Origin of the sequence: Streptomyces virginiae (genome assembly GCF_041432505.1) — a bacterium.
In the GTDB taxonomy this organism is placed as follows: Bacteria; Actinomycetota; Actinomycetes; order Streptomycetales; family Streptomycetaceae; genus Streptomyces; species Streptomyces virginiae_A.
Window position 1 is genome coordinate 8,883,067 of the sequence record NZ_CP107871.1, and the last position, 19,305, is coordinate 8,902,371.

General features: G+C 72.3%; 16 protein-coding genes. All 16 read right to left on the bottom strand.

The window, feature by feature from the left end; all coding sequences use genetic code 11:
- Window positions 1–6: 6 nt before the first annotated feature.
- Window positions 7–885, bottom strand: a complete 879-nt coding sequence (locus tag OG624_RS40995) for a type II secretion system F family protein (protein WP_371640793.1) — start codon at window positions 883–885, stop codon at window positions 7–9.
- Window positions 882–1,811: a type II secretion system F family protein gene (locus OG624_RS41000; protein WP_371640794.1), complete on the bottom strand. Its 930-nt coding sequence runs from the start codon at window positions 1,809–1,811 to the stop codon at window positions 882–884. The genes OG624_RS40995 and OG624_RS41000 overlap by 4 nt, the downstream gene beginning before the upstream one ends.
- Complete coding sequence (locus OG624_RS41005; protein WP_371640796.1) at window positions 1,808–3,352, bottom strand: CpaF family protein; 1,545 nt, start codon at window positions 3,350–3,352, stop codon at window positions 1,808–1,810. Before OG624_RS41005 ends, OG624_RS41000 begins: the two co-directional genes overlap by 4 nt.
- Window positions 3,342–4,163 (bottom strand): hypothetical protein, encoded by an 822-nt coding sequence (locus OG624_RS41010; RefSeq protein WP_371640797.1) that lies wholly within the window; start codon window positions 4,161–4,163, stop codon window positions 3,342–3,344. Before OG624_RS41010 ends, OG624_RS41005 begins: the two co-directional genes overlap by 11 nt.
- A complete protein-coding gene (locus tag OG624_RS41015; RefSeq protein ID WP_371640798.1) occupies window positions 4,163–4,882 on the bottom strand; it encodes an SAF domain-containing protein in 720 nt (239 codons plus the stop codon). Before OG624_RS41015 ends, OG624_RS41010 begins: the two co-directional genes overlap by 1 nt.
- 42 nt (window positions 4,883–4,924) lie before the next feature.
- A complete protein-coding gene (locus OG624_RS41020; RefSeq protein ID WP_371640799.1) occupies window positions 4,925–5,644 on the bottom strand; it encodes an ATP/GTP-binding protein in 720 nt (239 codons plus the stop codon).
- A gap of 230 nt (window positions 5,645–5,874) precedes the next feature.
- Window positions 5,875–6,459 (bottom strand): hypothetical protein, encoded by a 585-nt coding sequence (locus OG624_RS41025; RefSeq protein WP_371640800.1) that lies wholly within the window; start codon window positions 6,457–6,459, stop codon window positions 5,875–5,877.
- Between the two features lie 325 nt (window positions 6,460–6,784).
- The gene (locus OG624_RS41030; protein ID WP_371640801.1) at window positions 6,785–7,696 is read right to left on the bottom strand and encodes a replication-relaxation family protein; all 912 of its coding nucleotides are present in this window, start codon (window positions 7,694–7,696) and stop codon (window positions 6,785–6,787) included.
- Window positions 7,693–10,266: an ATP/GTP-binding protein gene (locus OG624_RS41035; protein ID WP_371640802.1), complete on the bottom strand. Its 2,574-nt coding sequence runs from the start codon at window positions 10,264–10,266 to the stop codon at window positions 7,693–7,695. The genes OG624_RS41030 and OG624_RS41035 overlap by 4 nt, the downstream gene beginning before the upstream one ends.
- A complete protein-coding gene (locus OG624_RS41040; RefSeq protein ID WP_371640803.1) occupies window positions 10,251–10,895 on the bottom strand; it encodes a hypothetical protein in 645 nt (214 codons plus the stop codon). The genes OG624_RS41035 and OG624_RS41040 overlap by 16 nt, the downstream gene beginning before the upstream one ends.
- Complete coding sequence (locus OG624_RS41045; RefSeq protein ID WP_371640804.1) at window positions 10,892–12,010, bottom strand: C40 family peptidase; 1,119 nt, start codon at window positions 12,008–12,010, stop codon at window positions 10,892–10,894. Before OG624_RS41045 ends, OG624_RS41040 begins: the two co-directional genes overlap by 4 nt.
- The gene (locus OG624_RS41050) at window positions 12,007–14,829 is read right to left on the bottom strand and encodes a hypothetical protein (RefSeq protein WP_371640805.1); all 2,823 of its coding nucleotides are present in this window, start codon (window positions 14,827–14,829) and stop codon (window positions 12,007–12,009) included. The genes OG624_RS41045 and OG624_RS41050 overlap by 4 nt, the downstream gene beginning before the upstream one ends.
- Window positions 14,829–17,387, bottom strand: a complete 2,559-nt coding sequence (locus tag OG624_RS41055; protein WP_371640806.1) for an ATP-binding protein — start codon at window positions 17,385–17,387, stop codon at window positions 14,829–14,831. The genes OG624_RS41050 and OG624_RS41055 overlap by 1 nt, the downstream gene beginning before the upstream one ends.
- The gene (locus tag OG624_RS41060) at window positions 17,387–17,899 is read right to left on the bottom strand and encodes a hypothetical protein (RefSeq protein ID WP_266360724.1); all 513 of its coding nucleotides are present in this window, start codon (window positions 17,897–17,899) and stop codon (window positions 17,387–17,389) included. The genes OG624_RS41055 and OG624_RS41060 overlap by 1 nt, the downstream gene beginning before the upstream one ends.
- Window positions 17,896–18,216 (bottom strand): hypothetical protein, encoded by a 321-nt coding sequence (locus tag OG624_RS41065; RefSeq protein ID WP_266360726.1) that lies wholly within the window; start codon window positions 18,214–18,216, stop codon window positions 17,896–17,898. Before OG624_RS41065 ends, OG624_RS41060 begins: the two co-directional genes overlap by 4 nt.
- Window positions 18,213–19,262 carry a conjugal transfer protein gene (locus OG624_RS41070; RefSeq protein ID WP_266360728.1) on the bottom strand — a complete coding sequence of 350 codons (1,050 nt, stop codon included), beginning with the start codon at window positions 19,260–19,262 and terminating at the stop codon, window positions 18,213–18,215. The genes OG624_RS41065 and OG624_RS41070 overlap by 4 nt, the downstream gene beginning before the upstream one ends.
- Window positions 19,263–19,305: the final 43 nt, after the last annotated feature.

Here is a 19,305-nt window from a genome sequence, read left to right on the forward strand (position 1 = left end):
CTTCGGTCAGGTGTTGAGCATGCGGATGATGGCGGGGAAGGCGATCAGGAGCATCACCAGGACGGCGAGGAGCGCGCCGGGGGCGGTCATCTTCTCGCTGTCGGCGTTGGCCTCGGTCGCCTGCGCGGTGAGGAGCTCGCCGCGAAGGTTCTTCGCGCGGGAGCGCAGGGTGGCGTAGACGGACGCGCCGTCGTCGGCGGACTGCCGCATGATCGCGGCGAGGTCGTCCAGCACGGGCAGGTCGAGTTCGGCCGTGAGGCGGGCCAGGGATTCCCAGTGGGGGACCTTGTCGACCCGCGAGCGGGCCAGGGCCTGCTGGATGCGGACGAACGCCCAGCCCTGGCCGGTCTGTGCGGCCTGTTCCATGGCTTGCTCGGCCGAGACGTTCCCGGCCCGGCGCAGCGCGACCAGGTCGAGGTAGGCGGCCATGGCGTGCGCGAACTCGGCGCGGGCGCGCTTGGCCTTGTCCCGCAACGCGAGGTCGGGGGTGAACCACAGCAGTGTTGCGGCCAGGATCCCGACGATGGCAGGCAGGTAGAGCGGCAGACCGAGCAGCAGCAGGGGGATCGTCGACAGGGGCGGCAGCAGCAGACCACCGGCCGCCAGAGCGACTTTCGTCAGCATGAATCGGGCCGGGGTGGTGCCGGTCAGAGCGAGGTCCTTGTGCGGGATGCGCACGCCCGGCACGTCGGTGAGGTGGTCCACCAGCCACTGCCCCCACCGCTCGTCCCGGTCGGTGACCTCGTCGGTGCGGGGCGGCGCGGGTTGGTTGAGGCGGCGCAGCGCGGGCCCGAGCGCGGGTGCGGGGCGCAGGACTTCACGGATCAGGAGGGCGGCGCCGGCGCCGATCGTCGCGCCGGACAGGATCGCGGCCACGGGCATCATGCCGTCACCTCCGTGCCCTCGTTCTCGGTGATGGCGTCGGCGACGGGGGTGACGGCGCTGCGGGGGTCGGCGATCAGGAAGCGGGGGACGGGCTTGGTGTCGGCGATCTGCCGCATCAGCGCGAGCACGCCGATGAAGCCGGCCGAGAGGACGGCGAGGACCAGCTGCCCGAGCAGCGTTCCGTACGGGGCGGTGTAGGAGGGGATGAGGAAACCGCAGCCGATGACGGCCAGGGTGATGATGGTCATCCACCGCATCGTCGTGCGGGGCTTGGCCCGGTCCGCCTCGATCGCCCGGCGGCGGGCGACCTCCTCGTGGACCGACTCCGCCAGGTCGTCCAAAGCCTGCGCGAGACCCGGCCCGCGGTCGGCGGCCGACAGCACGAGCGCGGCTACGACCTTGTCCGCGGTCACGTCGCCCAGCGCGTCGCCGAACAGGCGCAGTGCGTCGGTGGGCCGCCATCCGACCTGCAGGCGGTCGACCAGGTCCCCGACCTCGTCGACGATCTCCTCGGGGCAGCCCTTGCGGGAGATCTGTAGTGCCTCGTCCAGACCGCGGCCGAGCCGGAGCACGTTCGCCAAGCGCTGGGTCCAGTCGCCGAGAGCCTCCAGCTTTCCGATCCGGGTCGTGGCGGATTTCGTGGGTGCGAGCAGCCACGGCACTCCGATCACGGCCAGGAACACCAGCGCACCGGCGATGAACACCCCCGTCACCAGCCACAGCACGACAGCGGCCAGGGCACCGCCGGCCAGGCGGGTGCGGCGGGCCATCCGTTCGTCCCGCCCGGCGAGCCGGCGGCCTGCCCGCAGGCGAGCGGCGACGGGCGGGCCCTTGGGGGCGGTCGTGCCCACCATTCCGGCGACCAGTCCCACCAGCCCGCCCGCGAGGGCGAGTCCGGCCAGGACCCACATCAGCAGAGCGGTCACAGTCCGGCCCCCTCGTCCACCAGCAGCGGCAGCGCGGCACGCCACGCCCCGCCCGGCACGTTCAGCAGGTTGGCGTCGAATCCGGCGCGGCGCAGGTCGTTGATGCACCGCGGGTGCATGAGGGGCACAGCCCGGTGCTCGCCCCATTCCGGGCGCGGCCCGAAGATCGCGTTCGTCTCCGGCCGCCCGCCCTCACCGATCCCGGTGACCTCCAGCACGTGCGAGACGAACCGGTGGCGGTGCCCGCCGATCTTCGTCTCGTCCACGGACGAGACGAACACGATGAAGTGCAGGCCGTTCGCGGCCTGCCGATAGGCCAGAGCCTCGGACATGTTGGCCTGGGCGAGGAGGTACAGCTCGGCGATCCGGTCGAACACGACGGAGGGGTGGATGGCGTGCAGGGTGCACAGGTTGCCGCCCGCCCCGTTCGTCATCGCCTGCAGCATGGCCACGATCTCCGGCCCGCGGACCTCACCGACCACGATCCGGGTCAGCGTCATGCGCAGCGCCCGGTACATCAGGTCCATGAGCGTGATCTCACCGGCTGCCTGACCCGCGACCATCTCGCCGTTGGACTCGCGTGCCTCCATCGGCACGACCTGACGGTGGTGGCCGTTCTCGTGGGCGAACAGCTCGTACTCGGTCTCCAGGGTGGCGAACCGCTCGTCGGGGTCGATCTCCTTGAGCAGGGCGCGCAGCAGCGTGGTTTTGCCCGCAGCCTGTCCGCCCACCACCATCACGTTCTTCTCCGCGCGCACGCACGCGCGCAGGAACGCCTCCAGGGTGGAGTCGAGCATCTCCCGGTTCACCAGCTCGGGCAGGTCCGCGTGGCGCATGCTGTGCCGGCGGATCGTGACGTAGGTGCCGGGGGTGACGTCGATGACGGCCTGGAGGCGGGACCCGTCCGACAGCCGCAGCGCCAGGAACGGGTCGGCCGTCGAGAGACTGCGCTCCGCCTGCCCCGTCGTACGCCGCGCCAGATCCCTCAGGAGCTCCCGCAACTCCTCGTCGGAGTCCGCCACCGGCGCTACCCGCACCCGGCGGCCGTCGGTGAAGTCCAGCCACACGTCGGGGTACCCGTTGATGAAGATGTTCTCCACCCGCGGGTTGTCCAGGTGCTGCTGGAGCCGGCCTGCCCGGAACTGCAGGTCGAAAACGGCCTGCGCGATCGCCGCGTCCTCGCCCGGGCTCGTCGCCGTCCCGCGCTTGACGGCCTCGGCGTCCGACCACACCGCCACCTGCTCGTTGATCAGGTGCCTGCCCTGCTGCTCCTGGGCGGCAGCGCTCATCCCCGGGCGGGCTCGCAGCAGGTCGGTGAGTCGTTCCCCGACCTCCTTCTTGATCAGCCGCACCGCCGCGTAGTCCATCGACCGCACCGCCGACAGGCCTCCGGCGGGAGCCGGCAAAGCCCGTGGGTCGGCCGGCCCCGGAACCGCCGGCGACGTCGCCCCCGTTGTCGGTACGGGCCGCGGCGCGGCGAGGCGCGCCTGCAAGGAGCCGGCGGTGACCTGCGGTTCACCGTGCAGAGGATTAGCGCGCATGGCTGACCGCCCGCCCCTCGGCAGATCCGGGCGGCGGCGGAGCCAGCCGGGAACGACGCACCGCCAGCAACTCCTGCACCCGGACCGCGGCCGACCGCGCCGAGCGCATAAGGGAGCCGGACTCGAACCGGCGCGGCTGCTCCGCCCCGTCCGACAGCACCCGGGCTTCCTTGGGCTGCCACGGCAGCACCGCCGTGACCGGGATTCCGAGGGTCTTGCGGACCTCCTCCTTGGAGAACGGCCCTTCGTCCACCAGCAGCATGCCCAGCTCGACGCTCCCACCGACGCTCTCACGCAAGGCCTCCAGCCGCACCTGCGCGCTCTGCAGACTGCGCAGGGTGCTGCGCGCGACCAGCAGCACGACGTCGGCCCGCTGCGCGAGCACGGCGGACGGCCCGAACGCACCGCGCCGGCCCAGGTCCACCAGGACGTCGTGGCCGTGCTCCTCGATGCCGGAGAACAGGCGGGCCAGCGGCTGCCACACGGGTTCCATCGCGGACGCGTGCGCGGGGTCGTAGAGACCGGGCAGCACCAGACGGTCGCGGGTCTCCGCGTCGGTGACGTCCACCAGCTGACGCCAGAACGCTTCGGCGAGCTGACCCTGGCGGGCCGCGATCGCCAGATTCCGCAGGCCGTGGCTGTTGCCCAGGGTGCCCTGCAGCGCACCCGGCAGGATCGCCCCGCCGTCCGGATCGGCCTCGGCCAGTATCACGCGGCGCCCTTCCGCGAGCGGCCACGTCATCAGCAGCGCCATCGCGGCCGTGGTCACCCCCGGAGCACCGAGCCCACCGGCCAGCGCGACGACCGCCATCAGCTGCCCTCCTGCGGCGCGAGGATCAGCGCGATCGCGCCCGTGGCGACCCGTGCGGCCAACGCCGGCCCGTCCGTGGCCGGGACCGCCACATCCACCACCACGACACCCGTCGCAGGCGCGGCCACCCCCACCGCGACCACGGTCGCCGCCACCGTCTTCGGCGCCCCCACCGGCTCGGCCGGCTTACCCCCCGCCGCCTGACCGGCAGCGTCCGGAGTGGAGACGATCACCACCTTCTGACCCGGCGCGAGCCGGCTCGCCGGAAGCTGCGACGGCTTCAACGCCACACCCACCAGCTGCTCTCCCGCCTTCACCAAAGACACGGACGTGACCTGCCCGGGCGACAGCAGCGCACCCGCCTTCAGCGCGACCGCGGCCCGCTGGCCGACCATGGTCTTCTTCTTCGCCACCGGCACGGCCTTCACCGCCGGGTCCAGCGCCAGGGACGCGGGCGCGAGGTCCGCGTCGCTGATCGCCGCCCCCACCGGAACATCGCGTGCCACCACCAGAACGGCGGTGCGCTGCCCAGAGGCGGTGAACAGCAGCGCCCCGGAGAGACCTCCGGCCGCGATCAGCGCGACGGACAGCGCGATCAGCCCCGGACGGCGGCGCCGCTGGCGCACCACACGGGGCGCGGCCGCCGGCCGGCTGTCGGGGCCACCGGGCCCGGGCACGGCGGCCCGTCCCGGTGTCGAGGGCGTGGTGGTGGTACTCACGTGCTGTGCCTCCTGGAAGAGGAAAGGATGTGCGGTCCTCGGCTACTGGCCGACGACCTGGAGTTCTCCGATGCGCACCGCGGCCTGCGAACTGCGCGTCGTGGTCAGATCACCCTGCTGACCCCCACCGACCCAGTGCACGGCCCACGTCGTCGTCGCGGCCACCGTGTACTCACCGACACGGGAGTAGCCGGCGATGCCGCACTGACCGCTGGCCTTGCTCGGAGGAGTCAGGCCGAACGCAGGACTGTAGGGGGTGCCGGGGAACGGACAGGACACGGTGGAGCCGTTGCCGAAGTTCCACACGACGTCCGCCACGGTCGCCGTGGCCGTCACCGTCACCCCGAGGGCGGTCGCGCTCGCCGAGGTCGGCCCGGTCGTCTGCGGGCTCGGCCCGTTCCACACCCACACCGGAACCCCGACCGTGCCGGTCCCGCCCGGCTTGGGTGCGATGCCGACATCAGCGCCGAGCAGCCGCATTTTCGTGACCGCTTCCTGCGCCAAAGCCTCCAGGTTCGGGCCACCGCCGTATCCGGGTGGAGGGTTCTGGAACCAGCGCAGCCCACCCATCAGCGGCTGTCCGGGGCACTGCCCGTTGTAGACCGCGCCGTCTCCCGGCGTGTGTCCCTCCCAGACGGGATCATTTGCAGCCGGGGGCGGTTCCAGCAGTCGCCAGTAGCAGGAGCTCGACGCGTCGAACCAGCCTGATTCCTCGTCATGGCACGGCACCTCGAACTGCCCACCGGAACCGTCACGCGCCATGCAGGTCGTAGGCCCGCTGCCTCCGCCTCCGCCACCGCCACCGCCACCTGGCTTACCGTCATCACCGGGCCTGTCGGGCTTCGGTGGCTTCTGTCCGCCGGCGTAGACGTCGCAATCGGTCGCACCTGGCGGACAGTTCGCGCCGGGCTTGGGCTCGTCCGCTGCTGCGGGGACGGCGTACAGAGCCCCCGCGAGCAACACCGCAACGGTCGCGATACGTCTCGCCCCGCTCAGCACAGCTGATCCCGAGAGATCTCGAAGTCACGGATCTGCCAGGTGCCACCGATTTTGAGCGCCGTATATGTGGCCACGTGGCGACGGTTCTTGTCCATCGTCTCCACGGGCTTCCCGCTCTGCTTCTCAACCTGGATGTAGTCGGTGCTGTCGATGCAGTCGGTGATGGTTGCTTTCGGAGGCTCTGCGGCCGAATCCAGGGCTGTGACCTGGGGCGACAGGGCGGGCGCACCCGTCATGACGTAGCCGTGGTCCCGGTAGTAGATCTGAGTCGCCTGGACCTTCGCGTAGGCCTTGTCGGTGCCTACGGGTTCCATCCCGGTGTTCTTCATGGACCCGGTGGAGTAGGCCTTCAGCGAGGCGTCCCAGAAGGCCCGGTAGACGCCGAGCAGGGCGGTCTTCTCGGCGGCCTGCGGGTCGGCGGAGGGGCTGGGGGACGCGCTCGGGCTGGGCGGAGGCGCGGCCTTGTTCTCCTTTGTGCAGCCGGTGGTGACAGCCGCAACGGTTGTCGCGATCGCGGCGGCGGTGAGGAGCATGCGGAACCGTGTGGTGCGGGTGTGGTGCTGGCGTGCTGTTGTCACGTGGAAACCCCCCAAAGTCACCGTGCAGGCTGGATTGATTGCAGGCCCCGTCATCGCTGTCGCAACGTGTTCACGGCGTCGCGATCTGTCGGTACAGCGCACCTTATGACGCAAACGGCCGGTAGGCCTATGGGGTTCATGGGGCGCAGGTACCAATCGTGTTGCTTTGACCCCAATGCCGGTGTGACATATGCCAGTTCGCGGTTGGGTGGCATCTCGGCTGGTGGGAGTGAATGCAGGTGCTGGAGAGGCAGTGCCGCCAGAAATCGGCCACATGGCTTGTTCTTTGCGCATGTGATTGTCAGGTGGGGGTCGTTCACCTTGCTCATAGCTGCATCCAGCCGCGGCGCTCGCCGGTACCGGCCAGGGGCGTCCACACCGGGCCGGAGGGGCCGGCTTCTTCGAGGTCTCCGAGGACGGCTGCGCCGAGCGGGACGTGGGCGGCGAGGCGGGTGACCAGGTCGTGGTCGGCGGTCATCCGCCGTAGGTCCGCGATACGGGCCGTGAGCGTCGCGCGGGGGGCGCCGGTGAGGACGAACAGGATGCGGGGGAAGCGGGGGTAGAAGCGCTGCCACGCGAACAGGGCCGCTCCCTGGCCGGCGACGGTCCCGCGGCGCCCGGCGGGCTGAGGGGTGTAGTCATGGAAGCGGGCGTAGGTGATGAGCTTGCGGGCGAGGCGCTCGCTGCTCATCGTCGTGCGGTCGATCTCCACGAACGCCCGGTACTGCAGCCGGCGGGGCTCGACGGCGGTGTAGTGGAGGACGGCGTCGGCGATGAGCCGGTCCTCCCCGCCGGTGTCGGGCAGCCGGTGGGTGACCTCGGGCACCCAGTCCAGCGCCTGGTACTCGTCGCCCCGGTCGCGGGCCTCGGCGAGGAACGTCAGGTGGGCGCGGACACCGGTGAGCGTGTGGGCCGCCCGCATGGCCGCGGCGGCGGGACCGGCGATGACGGTGGCGGCACGCCCGCGGAGTTCGGGCCAGTCGGTCACGGCCTGCGCTCCGGCGGCGGTCAGGAAGTGGGCCTTGAGGCCGCTTCGGACACCCAGCGAAGTGTGCGCGATGAGCCCTTCCGCGCGCAGCGGGGCGAGGACGTTGTGGACCTTCCGGGGCGGGGTGTGGGGCATGAGCATCTGGTGGAGCTGGGTGCTGGTGAGCAGCCGGTGCTGGGCGATCAGGGCGAGCGCCTGGTGGGCGTAGGTGTCGGCGGTGTCGGGCTGGATGACGGCGGGGACGGTCACGCGTAGTGCTCCTCGTTCTGGTTGTCGGTGGTCGGGGTCAGGCCGGTGAGGAACTCGCGTACCTGCTCCTCCTGGCCTACGGCGAGAGCGCTCTGCTCGGACAGAGGACGGGCCCCGGTGTTGGTGTGCGCGGCCCGGAGCAGAGCCTGGGTGCGGGTCGGTTTCGCGAGGCGGCCGAAGACCTCTTCGAGTTCAGGTCCGCGGATCCTCAAGGGGCCGAGGCGCTTGCCGGCGACGGTGAAGGAGGCGTAGTGCCACCACCGCTCCAGCCCAGCTGCGTCCTGCGGGGTGACGCTGCTCGCCCACTGGGTGGTCACCGGTGTGATCGCCTCGACCGACCCGGCGGTGGTCGACAGGCAGGAGGCGTTCTGCAGGAGCGCGGCGCGGGTGGTGGGGCTGAGCCGGTGCAGGAGCTGGGTCATGCCGTGCAGGCGCCCGCCGAATTTGCGGAGCTGTTCGGTGATCTCGGCCAGGACGGTGCCCCCGTCCAGGGAGATCATTTCGTCCAGGTAGAAGCGGAACGGGTGCCGCTTGGCCTCGGGCAGGTCGCGGCGGGACAGGCCGGCGCGCAGGAAGTCGCGGACGAGCAGGGAGATCAGCAGCCGGTCGGTCGGGCCGGTGCCGGGCGGGCAGATCCACACCACCTGGCTCTCGTCCATGGCGCGGCGGATGTCGTAGCCGCTGACCGGGCACCCGAGGAACGCCCGGATCACGGGGTTGGCCCCTAGCCGTTCCAGCGGGTTCAGGACGGTGGCAAGACCGTCCTTCGGCAGGTCGGGGAAGGTGCCCGTCCACCACCGCCGCGCTTCCGGATCGAGAGCGCCTACAACCAGGTACCGGAAGGTGGGATCGGTCAGCAGCGGCCGGATCTGGAAGACGGTGGCCTGCCCCCCGGGTAGGTCGGCGGCGACGGCGAGGGTGTTGACGGCGACCAGGGCCTCCACGGCCTTGGTCAGGATCGTCAGGGCCCGCGGTGCGCTCGCGTCGTCCCACCCCAGGGACGCGGCGATGGCGTCCACCACGGCGGCGGACACCTCGTAGGGGCGGGGCCGGCCGGACATGTCGAGGAGATTCCAGCAGGCCAGCAGAGCGCTGTCGTCCCGCACGGTGAGGTCGAACACGGCGATCCGTTCCATGATGCGGTCGTGGGCCAGGTAGCGGGCGACGTCGGTGAGGGAGTCGCCGTGCGGGTCGACGAAGGCCAGGCCGCGTCCGTTGTGGGCGCCGGCGACGGCCTGGACCTGGGCGCGCATGGTCTTGCCCCACCCGGCCTTGCCGGACTGGACCTCGAAGAGAGTGTCGTCCTCGTGGGTGGCCAGAAGCCGCTCCCGCCCGTTCGGCCCCCGGTACCAGCCCTGCGGCACCAGGTCCTTGCCCACCTTGTAGGTCGGCATCTCGCTCTCCAGCAGCGGCAGGTCCGCCGACGAGGTCGGCGGCTTGAGGAGTCCGGCGATCTCCTCCAGATGCGCCCAGCCACTACGGGCCGGCCGCATCAGCGCCTGCTGCCACCGCTCGTCGAACCGCGGCCGCCACGGCCACCGGTCCGGACCGATCCGTACCGGCCCCAACGACCAGCCCTGCGAGGCAAGACGCGACGCTCCCGCGTACACGTCCATGGCCGCGTTGACGCGTGCCAGCCTGGCCTGCGCACGGTCGGCCTCGTCGGAGGCGCAGCGCACCAGGATCTGAATCCGGACCAGCCCGGCCCCTTCGGCGAGTTTGCCCAGCACGGTCTCCCGGTCGACCCGTCGCGGCTGCGGCGACATCACCAGCTGCCCACGGGGTGCACCCCGCCACTGCGCCGGGTCCAGCAGTCTGCCCACCGTCACGGGCAAAGGGTCGGTCGATTCCTGGGTGAGCCACCGTGCTTCGCGCTGCGCCTCACGCCGGGCCTCCTCCCGAGCCAGACGCATCCCCTGCGCGCGCCGGACGGCGAGGTGCCAGCGCGAAGCGGGCGACAGGTCGACGCATACCTCGGCCAGGTCCCCGAGTTCGGCGCGCAGGCCGGCCACGGCGTCGATCAGCGGCTGGAGCGGGTCGGGCTCCAGCGGGACGTCCCGCAGCCGGGAACCGGGCTTGCCGCTCAGGGTCAGGATGCCCCGTACGACGTGCGCGCGGTGCTTGTCGGCGATCGGGGCGACGGGTGTGGCCTGGACTCGGGCGCCGTAGGGGGTGGTGGTCAGCATCGCGTGCGCGCCGGCGGGCGCCTCGATGCGGTAGATCAGGGGCCGGGTTCCGTCGGCGCGCAGTCGTAGCCGCACCGTGCGGGCCCGGCGAGGAACCCACCACGGGCCGGAGCCGGCGGCCCGGATCAGGAGCATGCCCTGCCGCCAGATCTGCTCGGGACTCGGCTCGAACGTGGCACTGGGCACCAGTTCCAGGTGGGTCCGCTCGGCCAGTGCCCGCGTGGCGAGGCGGCGTTGCAGCGACTCCCACCCGATCACGAAGGCGCCGAGGACGAGCGCCGACCACCAGGCGTTGGCGAGCCCCCACCCGGCGAGAGCGCCGAGAGTGTCGATGATGCCTGCGGCAGCGCCGAGCGCTCCGGCCGTCGTCACGTACGCGTCCATGATCCTTCTCCGTTGCGGATGTAGTGGAGGGCGGCGGTGCGACCTTCCAGGTAGGTCCCGGCCGGGTCCGCGCCTGCCCACACCAGGCGCACCACCGCGCCGTCCCGGTCGGGCTCACGGCGGGCGGTCGTGGCCTGGATGCGCACCTGCGTGTACCGGACGGTCTCGGCCAGCCACGCGGCACGCCCGACGGTCATCAGGTACTGCTCGTCGGCGGGAGGGAGGTCGGACCGGCCGGCCCGGTCGAGGGCCTGCTGGATGAGCGGGTCGGCTGCCGGGCCCTCACCGGGCGGTGGGAGCTCGCTCGCCGGCACCGCACCGCCCGGCGTCGAATCGGTTGGACTCGGTGCGGTGGCCGTCGGCGCCGCGGTCGCCGGCCAGGGCGAGACCGAGGCGGTCACGGCTCGGGGGCTCACGTCCGGGGCGCTCGCACCGGACGACGCAGGCCGATCCGGGGCCGGGCCCGTGGGCCCAGGACGGTCCGCCGGCGCGACGGAGCCCCGTGTGCCGGAGGGCTGCTCGATGCTGGCGGGGGTCAGTCCGGTCGACAGCATCCAGATTCCGGTGCCGGCGAGGAGTGCGGCCGCGGCCAGGAGGCGGCCGCCGGTCCACCAGGGTGTGGTGTTCACAGCAGCCGCGCCCCTCCCGCGTAGTCGGGCAGGGCCGTGATCGGGTCGATGCGGACCGACGTCCCGGGCTTGGGAGCGTTGATCATCTGGCCGTCTCCGAGGTAGAGACCGACGTGGTGGATGGTGGAGTCGCTGGTGGGGCTGTAGCCGTAGAAGACGAGATCGCCCGGCAGCAGCGCACCGACGCCCGCCGAGGCGGGGATACGGCGGCCCACGCCGGCCTGCGCGGCGGCGGTGCGCGGCAGGTCGATCCCGGCTTGGGCGAACGCGTAGAGGGTCAGGCCCGAGCAGTCGAAGCCGTTCACGGTGCGGCCGTCCTGCCCGCGGGGGGAGCAGCAGATCCCGGTGGAGCGGCCGCGTGCGTTCCCACCGCCCCAGGAGTAGGGGATGCCCTGCTGGGCGAGCGCGGCCTGGATGACGGCCCCGACGGTGCCGGAGGGACTCTGCGGAGCGGCGCCGAGGGCGTCGTACCGGTCTATCCCTGACAGGACATCGTCGACGTACGCCCACGACCGGTTGTAGGTGTGGATCGCCGCGCGTAGTTCCTCGCGGTCGGTGAGGTCGCGGCCCTTCCCGCACAGGTACACCGCCGCGGACGCGGCCGCGTCGTCGGCGTTGTGCGGGTCGGTGATCCCGTCCTGGTTGCCGTCCTTGCCGTAGGCGCGGAACGTCTCGGGGAGGAACTGGAAGGGGCCGACCGCCCGTTCGTATTCGCTGTCCCCGTCCCACCGGCCGTTGTCGGTGTCGCGGATGGCGGTGGTGTTGCCGCCGGCCCCGGAACCGTCCAGGCGGGGGCCCGTGATGGGCGGGGTGATGTCGCCGCCCGCGCTGAGGGTGTGGCCGGAGGCGTGGTCGGACTCCACCCGGGCGATCCCGGCGAGGATCTGCCAGCGCATTCCCCGGCAGGTGGGGACGTGGGCGCCGATCCGGGAGGCGCCGGTGAGGTAGGCGGCCAGCATGCGCGCCGGGATCCCGGCCGCCGCCGCGTCGACACCGGCCCCGGCTGTCGGGCCGGCCTGGCTGTGGGCTCCTGCCAGCAGGACGGGCCCGGTGCAGCACACCGCGGCGACCAGGAGCAGCAGCGTGAGGCAGCCCATCTTCTTCCCCCGCTTCACAGCTCTCCTTCCTCATGGCGTCGGAGGGCGGCGGCCGCGCGTGCCTCGAAGACAGAGCGCAGTCGGGCCGCGTTCGCTGCGGCATCGGCGCGTTCCTGGTCCTCGGTCGATGCCTGACCGGCGCCCTGGGGTCGGGCTTCCGCCCCTTCCTCACGGCGTCGGAGGGCGGCTGCGCGTGCCTCGAAGACAGAGCGCAGTCGGGCCGCGTTCGCTGCGGCATCGGCGCGTTCCTGGTCCTCGGTCGACGCCTGACCGGCCCCCTGGAGTCGGGCTTCCGGGGCCTGCGCACGGTCGTCTCGGGCAGGACGGCCGCGGCTCGGGCTGATGCCGCCTCCTGCCGGTGCGGAAGGGGCGGAAGGGGTCGAAGGGGCGGGCGGGGTGGCAGGAGTAGGAGGAGTGGTGGAACGGCGGCTGTTGGTGCGCCGGGCGGACACGCCGGTGTTCGGGCGGCCGGCCGGGGTGCGGCTCGACGGCGCAGCGTGCATGGCGGCCGCGAGGGCGGTGCGCCGTGCGGCGCCGACCGGGTCGTGGACCTGCCAGGCGGTCGCCAGGGCCATCCCGGCGTGGTCGACGGTCCGCATCCAGCGGCCCCCGTCCTCGCGGACCCGGTGGGAGGCGACCCTCAACTGTGTGTGGGCGTCGGTGGTGAACTCCGAGGCCGCCGATCGCACTGCTGACAGGTTGCGGGGCAGTCCCAGGGTCGCGCCGTAGGTGACGCGTGCGGCACGGGACGCGATGCGGTAGCCGCGCAGTCGGCTCGCCCGGGCATGGATCCGGGATCCCAGCAGCGGCCGGTCGGTTTCCGGGTCGTGCAGGATCTCGCCCGTCCACTCGTCCACCACCATCTCCCCGCCACCCGGCCGGCCTGCGGCCGTGCCGTTCGCGAACGCGTGCAGCCGTGCCGCGGCCGGATGCCGGCCGGGCGGCGGCCCGACGAGCGCGGTGTGGGCTGCGCGCAGCGCGATGGCCAGCGGTGCGATTCCGCGTCGTCCCTCGGCGACGGCGTCGCCGAGCAGCCGGCCGGGGTTCATCGGCATGCCCGTACCGTCGGAGAGCGCGGCGAGGCTGCCCAGGGACCGCAGCCGGGCCCCGAACGCCCCGTACGTCACGGAAGCCCTGCCGCCCAGTCCACCGGATCCGCCGCCCGGGGCGGCGCCGTGCATGGCGAGGGCGGCCCCGAGTTCGGAGTTGTCGCCGGGCAGGTGGCTGCCGCCGACCTTCGCGTAGCGCATGCGGGTCGCCATGCGCTGCCCGAATCCGGCCGTCGCCCGCAGGATCCGCCGGTGCAGCACCAGGAATCCGACCGCGAGCGCGTCGAGGAGGAGCAGGCGTTCCATCATCTGATCCGCGCCGCTGTCGGCCAGGATCGCATCCACGGCGATCCCGAACAGGGGCAGCGCCATCGCGGCCATGAACGCCACCAGGGCGGAGACGACGAAGACGCCCAGCCACCGCCAGAGCAGCATCCGGGAGGGGCCGGGCAGCATCGCCCACACCCATGCGATCGGCCCGCCGGCCGCCGCGGCCGCATCCGCGCCCTGGGCGCCGAGCATCACCACCGACATCGACACGACCATCAGCGCCACGACGACCACGGCCACCAGCAGAGCCAGGACGGCCCACACCCGGTCCCAGGACGGCTTCTCCGCGTACGCGGCCGCGGACTTGCCCACAGGTCCCGCGTTGTTCAGGTTCTTGATCAGCCCGGGGAATCCGTCCCCGCCGGCGGCTGCCCCCTCACCTTTCATGGCCTTCTCGCAATACTCCTTGGCAGGGGTGATGAGAAGCTCGCAGTTGTCTTCCTTGCTCGGCTTCGGTTGCGCGCTCTCGCAGTAGTCCGTCGAGGGCCCGTCGAGACCCGCACAGGGGTCGTTCTCCCCGGGCTTCGCAGGGGGTGCCGGTGCGTTACCCGATACCCATTTCAGGTGGGCGCCGTACGCGGCCTTCTCACCCTCCTTCTTGGGGTCGAGGATCCGCCCGTACTGCAGGAGCATGTAGGGCTTGACGACCAGGGCGTCCGTGAGCGCTGCCTGGATCGGGGTGGTGACGGTCTTGGCGTCGGCCTGCTCGGCCACGCACGCGTCGTGGGCGGGGCCCACTGCGGTGTCGCAGGGGCGGCCGCCGCGGGCAGGGGTGTCGAAGTACGAGGCGGTGGTGATGGAGGCCACCTCGATGGCGGCCTGGTGGGTCTGCTGCAGCGGCCCGTCCTCGCCCAGCATGTAGTCGGGCCGTACGAACGCACTGGCGGCCAGCGCGGCGATGACCAGGGTCAGCACGATCTCCCCCAACCCCTTGCCGACCTTGCCCCGCACGAACAGGACCAGCCCGAACACGAACGCCCACGCCAGCAGCAGCCCTTCGAGACCGAGGGCGTCCACGACGTGCCGCTGGTAGGCGTCGGCGAGGCGCTGCGCGGGATCGGTCAGCAGACGCAACAGCGGGAAGTCGAAGACGAATCCGATCAGCCAACAGCACAGGCCCACCAGCAGACGCACCAGGGTGAACAGACCACTCAGCAGGAGACGCTGGGTTTCCCCGATGACGTCGAACTTCAGAACCGAGCCGCCGATAAGGTCCGTCGGGTTCTGGGGACGCAGGCCTGCGGATGCGGGTTGGACGGAGCTGTCGAGCTGGTAGCTGCTCAGCGGCACACCCTCGCGGGTGACGATGTCCAGCGGCCCGAGCAGGCCACCGCCGGTCGACGATCCATCGGCGGCCGCGGCCACCGCGGTGTTGGTCACCAGGAAGACCACGGTCAGCAGCGCCACGAATCCCGCGGACCGCACAGTCCCGTGGTCGAACCGGTCTCGTACGCGCATCACCGGGTGCTCCCCTCGGCCGGTGTTCGGGAGCGGCCCGGGGTGGTGAAGATGTTCTTCCTCAGGCGGGCGACGGGCGGGACGACGACCTTGATCCGGCCGACCTGCATCCGCGGGTCGCGCAGCAGCATCTCGCCCTCCCGGCCGGCCTGCCCGACAGGGGACAACCCGGTGGTCACCAGCCGGATCAGATCCTCGTCCTCGCCGTCCAGGCCGAGGAAGTGCAATCCCCTGGCTGCGCGGGCGCTGTCGGTGGTGCGAGCCAGGAACCGGTAGGCGATCAGCCCGGAGTCCTTCCCGAGCTCCGCCTCGTCGTGGGCGCCGAGGGCTACGCCGGCGCCGTGCTTGCGGCCGTCGTGGAGGATCTCGTGGACCAGGGCCGATCCTTCCGCGGAGGAGGTGAGCCAGTAGCACTCGTCCAGCTCGACGAGGCAGAACCTGCCGGGGTCGGTGAAAGCGGCCTGCCGGGCGATGGCCGCGATCAGATACAGCACGGCGCGTCCGATCAGGGCCTCCAGCGGCTGCTGGCGCAGGACCTCGACGTCGGCGAACGCCTCGCGCGGGGGGAGGGTGAGGCCGGTGGTGGTGACCACCACCATGTCGGCGCCCATGTCGCCGTCCAGGCTGACCGCAGGCAGGCCGGGATCGAAGACCATCGCCGCGAGGGGGTTGCCTGCGACGATCCGTAGCAGGTCGGCCATGGTCGCCGCCGCGTCCGCACGGCTGCTGCTGCCGGTCGCGGCCAGCGCGGTGAGGACGTCCAGGATCTTGCTCATGGACGGCTCCGGCCCGCCGGACACCTCCTCGACCGCGTGGTGCAGGACCGCGCCGGCCGCGGTCATCGCCCCGACCCCCAGCTGGAGGGTCAGATAGGAGAGGGCGTAGTGGGCGCCGATCGCCCCGCCGAACACCCGCAGCGGGTCGATGGAGATACGGGCCTGAGCGGCGTCGATGATCTGGCAGCGCTCGCCCACCGCGGCCCGCGCGAAGCTCGCCCACTCTCGGATCGGGGTCCGGTCGATCACGATCGCCCTACCGCCCCGGTCCACCACCGCGGAGGTGACCAGCTTCTCCAGCACGCTCTTGCCACTGCCCAGGTCACCGATCACAGCGCTGGACGCGGACGCGTTGACCTGCGGGGCGTCCGCCGGGTTGAGCAGAACGGGCCGGATGGTGCCGCTGTCCAGGTCGTGCCCGATCAGCATCCCGGCCGGATCGCCCACCCGCGACAGGGTCAGCGCCCCACTGGCAGCCCAGTCCTCCGACAACTGGTGCTGGGTGAACTGACCCAGCTTCGGCGCCCGGACCGCACCCGGCAGCCCCAGCGCGAAGAGTTCCTCCTGCATCCCGTAGGGGCGCTCCACCCGGTAGTCACCGCCCGACAGGGCCGCGGACAGCTCCCGCGCCCGCGCGTCACAGGTCGCCGCGTCCGGACCCCACACGCTCAGGACCGTGACGGACTGCACCTCGACCTCGACCGAGGTCCGCGCCATCCGCGCGTCCTGCTCGGCCAGGTCCCCGGCCGCCTCCGGCAGCGAATGCGGCATCCCCGTGGGCTGCGCCCCGTACTGCTCGGCCTGGTCCAGCAGTTCACGCTTCTTGCGCTGCACCTGCTCCCGCGCCTTCTTCGCCGGGACCACACGCAGGTCCACCGCGACATCGACCGGGAACGGCAGCCCCTCCAACTGCGCCAGGACGTCCGCGCTCTGCACCGCCACCGCCGGAGGAAGCTCGGCGAGCACCAGGTGCGCCTGATAGCCGATGCCGGCGTCGGACTCGACCTGCAGCCACTTGCGGCCCAGGGGCGAGGACGTACCGGAGCGCCACCACGGCGTCCTGTCCGCCTTCGCGGACTCGGCGTGGTCGCGGCCGCCCTCGGCCAGACGGATATTCCCGAGGTCCGCGTACGAGGGGGAGGACAACTGTCCGTCGCGGACACGGCTGCCGAACAAGGGGCTGTGCTCGGCGTCGCCCAGCAGCGGCTCCTCCGCCAGACCCCGGTGGACGGCATGTTGGAGCATCCATACGATCTCCGCCGGCGACGCCGGGCGCAGGTCGAGCCCGCCCCCCAACGAGGTCTGTACGCGCCCGGCCTCCTCCACCGCGGCCCGCACATCGGCCTCCGACACCGGTACCGGCGGCAGATCCAGCGCCGCCGACAGCTCCGCGTACAGGGCACCGAGCGAAACACCCGCGGCGGACTTCTTCGACGCGAGAGGGACGGCGAGCCACAGGGTCCGCTCGTGCATCTCCTGGCCGGTCAGCAGATCCACCGTGGCCGCGCAGGTCTGCGCCCACGCGGGCAGGTGATGCCAGTCGACGCCCGCGACCATGCGTTCGGCGATCTCGCCCGGGTCGGTACGGGCAGCCAGGACGAACAGACGCGGCTCCATCCCTGGCATCGAGCGGACCAGGGAGGTGACCCGGCCGAGGAGCTCCTGGCGGACCCGGTCGGGCAGGTAACCTCCGGGCAGGGGCGCCACCCGCCACACTCCCCACACCTGCGACGTGGTCGACCAGAGCAGATGGCCGTGGATGTGCCGGAACGGCGTGCGCATCACACCGCCCCCTGTCCGGCGCCGGCCAGCAGCCGAGACAGACCCGAACCGGCTGCCGCAACCACCGGCAGGGGGGCCACAGAGGCCGCAGACGCGACGGCGGGTGCCTTGCCGACGGCCGTGGCCATGAGCGGCTCGACGGCCGGGGTGAGGGTGAAGCGGCACCGCAGGTGCGACGGACGCCGGTCGCGGGCGATCCGGCCCCCCACCCGCCCGGCCGGATGCCGGGCCAGCAGGACCAGCACACCGAGCAACGCCGTGAACGGGTTCTGCCCCGCGATCTGCGCCCCGCGCACCGCCCACACCGACGCGATCCACAGCACCACCGGGACCGGACCCGCCCACGACCACAACGCATACGTCTTGATCAGGGCGAAGGCCCCGCCACCCAGCACCACCAGCTGCGCCGGCGTGTACGGGCCGAACGGCACCGTCCAGTCGCCGAGCCTGCCCAGCACCCACGGGTGCCGACGCGCGCTCGTGTAGACCCGGGTAACACCCTGCTGGCTCACGACGCACCGCCGTCCGTGCCGTCGTGCGGTGTGATCACCACGACGGTCTGGCCGGCGCTCTTGGCCGGGTTGTTGATCTCGTCGGAGAAGATCGCCGCGAGCGAATTACGCGAGTTGTAGATCCCGAGGGCGATCACCAGCGCGATGAGCGCACCGATGCCGGCCTTCAGAGAGAACTTCCGCGCAACGGTGACCACGACCACCACTGTCAGCGCGGCCTTCAGCCCGTTGTCGGCCCAGTTGGCCAGGGTCCCGATAAAGGAATCGCCGAGCGAGCTGAGCTTCCCGGCCAGTACCACGGAGTTCGGCGTGTTCATCGCCCACCACCCGAGACGGCGGCGGGGGAGGGGGAGCTCGTGCCCGAGGGGAGGTCGGTGATGCCGGACTCCAGTGCGCTGACCTCCCACCGCCCGGCGCGGGCGGTCACCTCCGCCCGGTAGGTCAGCGGCCAGCGGACGCCCTGCTTGTCCTCGCCGCTCACCCGGATCCGTACCCGCGCCTTCGTCCCGTCGGCGGGGACCGCCGCGGCGGTGGCGGATTCGGCGTCGGCGAGGACGTCGGTGACTTCGATGCGCACGTACGGCGCCGTCTTCGGCGCGGACACCCGCAGCCCCGGCGACAGGTAGCGCTCCAGTCCGCCGCTCTGTCCGCCGCCGAGGTAGGCACGGACGAACTCGCCCAGGGAGGCCTCCAACGCGCCGCCCGCGGGGACCCGGTGGGTGAACTGCGCGGCAGGAACCGCGGCCGCGTCGGGGGCGGCGACCTCGGCGGGTGCACCGCCGATCGTGACCGGCGTGCCCTCCGTGCCGCCGGTCCCGGACACCGCGTAGTACCGCACGAGCGGCGCCACCGCGTTCGGATCGCCTGCGGGGGCCGGCTCGGCCTGGTCCCGCAGGGCAGCGACCACCACTGTCCACGTACCCGGCCCGACCACCGTACGGACGGCGACCACCCGCCCCCCGGCGGTGATTGGGGCGTCGGTGGAGCGGGGCCGCTTGGGCAGGTCCACTTCGGGGGCCAGCGCCCGCACCGCGGCCGCGATGCGGCTGTCGGCCCCGTCGGCGCGCAGCCACAGGTCCACGAACAGCTCCGCCGCACCCCGGGGATCGGCCGGAGGGCGGGCATCGGAGGGCTGCAGCGCGGGCGCGGCCTGCACCACGGCGGTCCGCGGCGCGTACAGCGTGGCGACCAGGGCGAGCGGACCGGCACCGAGGACGCCCCACAGCGCCAGGCGAACCAGCCGGGGCCCGCGCGGCGCCGTGCGGACCGGAACGGTCTCGGGGCGGAGTTTGCGCAGCGACGGCAGCAGAGATCGATCGGCGACACGGCTACGCCGGCCGCTAGGAGGAGGTGTGGGAGCCATGAGGTGTGCCTTCCGGGTGAGGTGTTGTGCTCTGCCCTCACGA

What these genes read in the sequence shown, in the direction of transcription:
- OG624_RS40995 (WP_371640793.1), bottom strand. Translation starts at nt 885, where the DNA reads ATGATGCCCGTGGCCGCGATCCTGTCCGGCGCGACGATCGGCGCCGGC.
- OG624_RS41005 (WP_371640796.1), bottom strand. Translation starts at nt 3,352, where the DNA reads ATGCGCGCTAATCCTCTGCACGGTGAACCGCAGGTCACCGCCGGCTCC.
- OG624_RS41010 (WP_371640797.1), bottom strand. Translation starts at nt 4,163, where the DNA reads ATGGCGGTCGTCGCGCTGGCCGGTGGGCTCGGTGCTCCGGGGGTGACC.
- OG624_RS41020 (WP_371640799.1), bottom strand. Translation starts at nt 5,644, where the DNA reads ATGGCGCGTGACGGTTCCGGTGGGCAGTTCGAGGTGCCGTGCCATGAC.
- OG624_RS41035 (WP_371640802.1), bottom strand. Translation starts at nt 10,266, where the DNA reads ATGGACGCGTACGTGACGACGGCCGGAGCGCTCGGCGCTGCCGCAGGC.
- OG624_RS41050 (WP_371640805.1), bottom strand. Translation starts at nt 14,829, where the DNA reads ATGCGCGTACGAGACCGGTTCGACCACGGGACTGTGCGGTCCGCGGGA.
- OG624_RS41055 (WP_371640806.1), bottom strand. Translation starts at nt 17,387, where the DNA reads ATGCGCACGCCGTTCCGGCACATCCACGGCCATCTGCTCTGGTCGACC.
- OG624_RS41065 (WP_266360726.1), bottom strand. Translation starts at nt 18,216, where the DNA reads ATGAACACGCCGAACTCCGTGGTACTGGCCGGGAAGCTCAGCTCGCTC.
- OG624_RS41070 (WP_266360728.1), bottom strand. Translation starts at nt 19,262, where the DNA reads ATGGCTCCCACACCTCCTCCTAGCGGCCGGCGTAGCCGTGTCGCCGAT.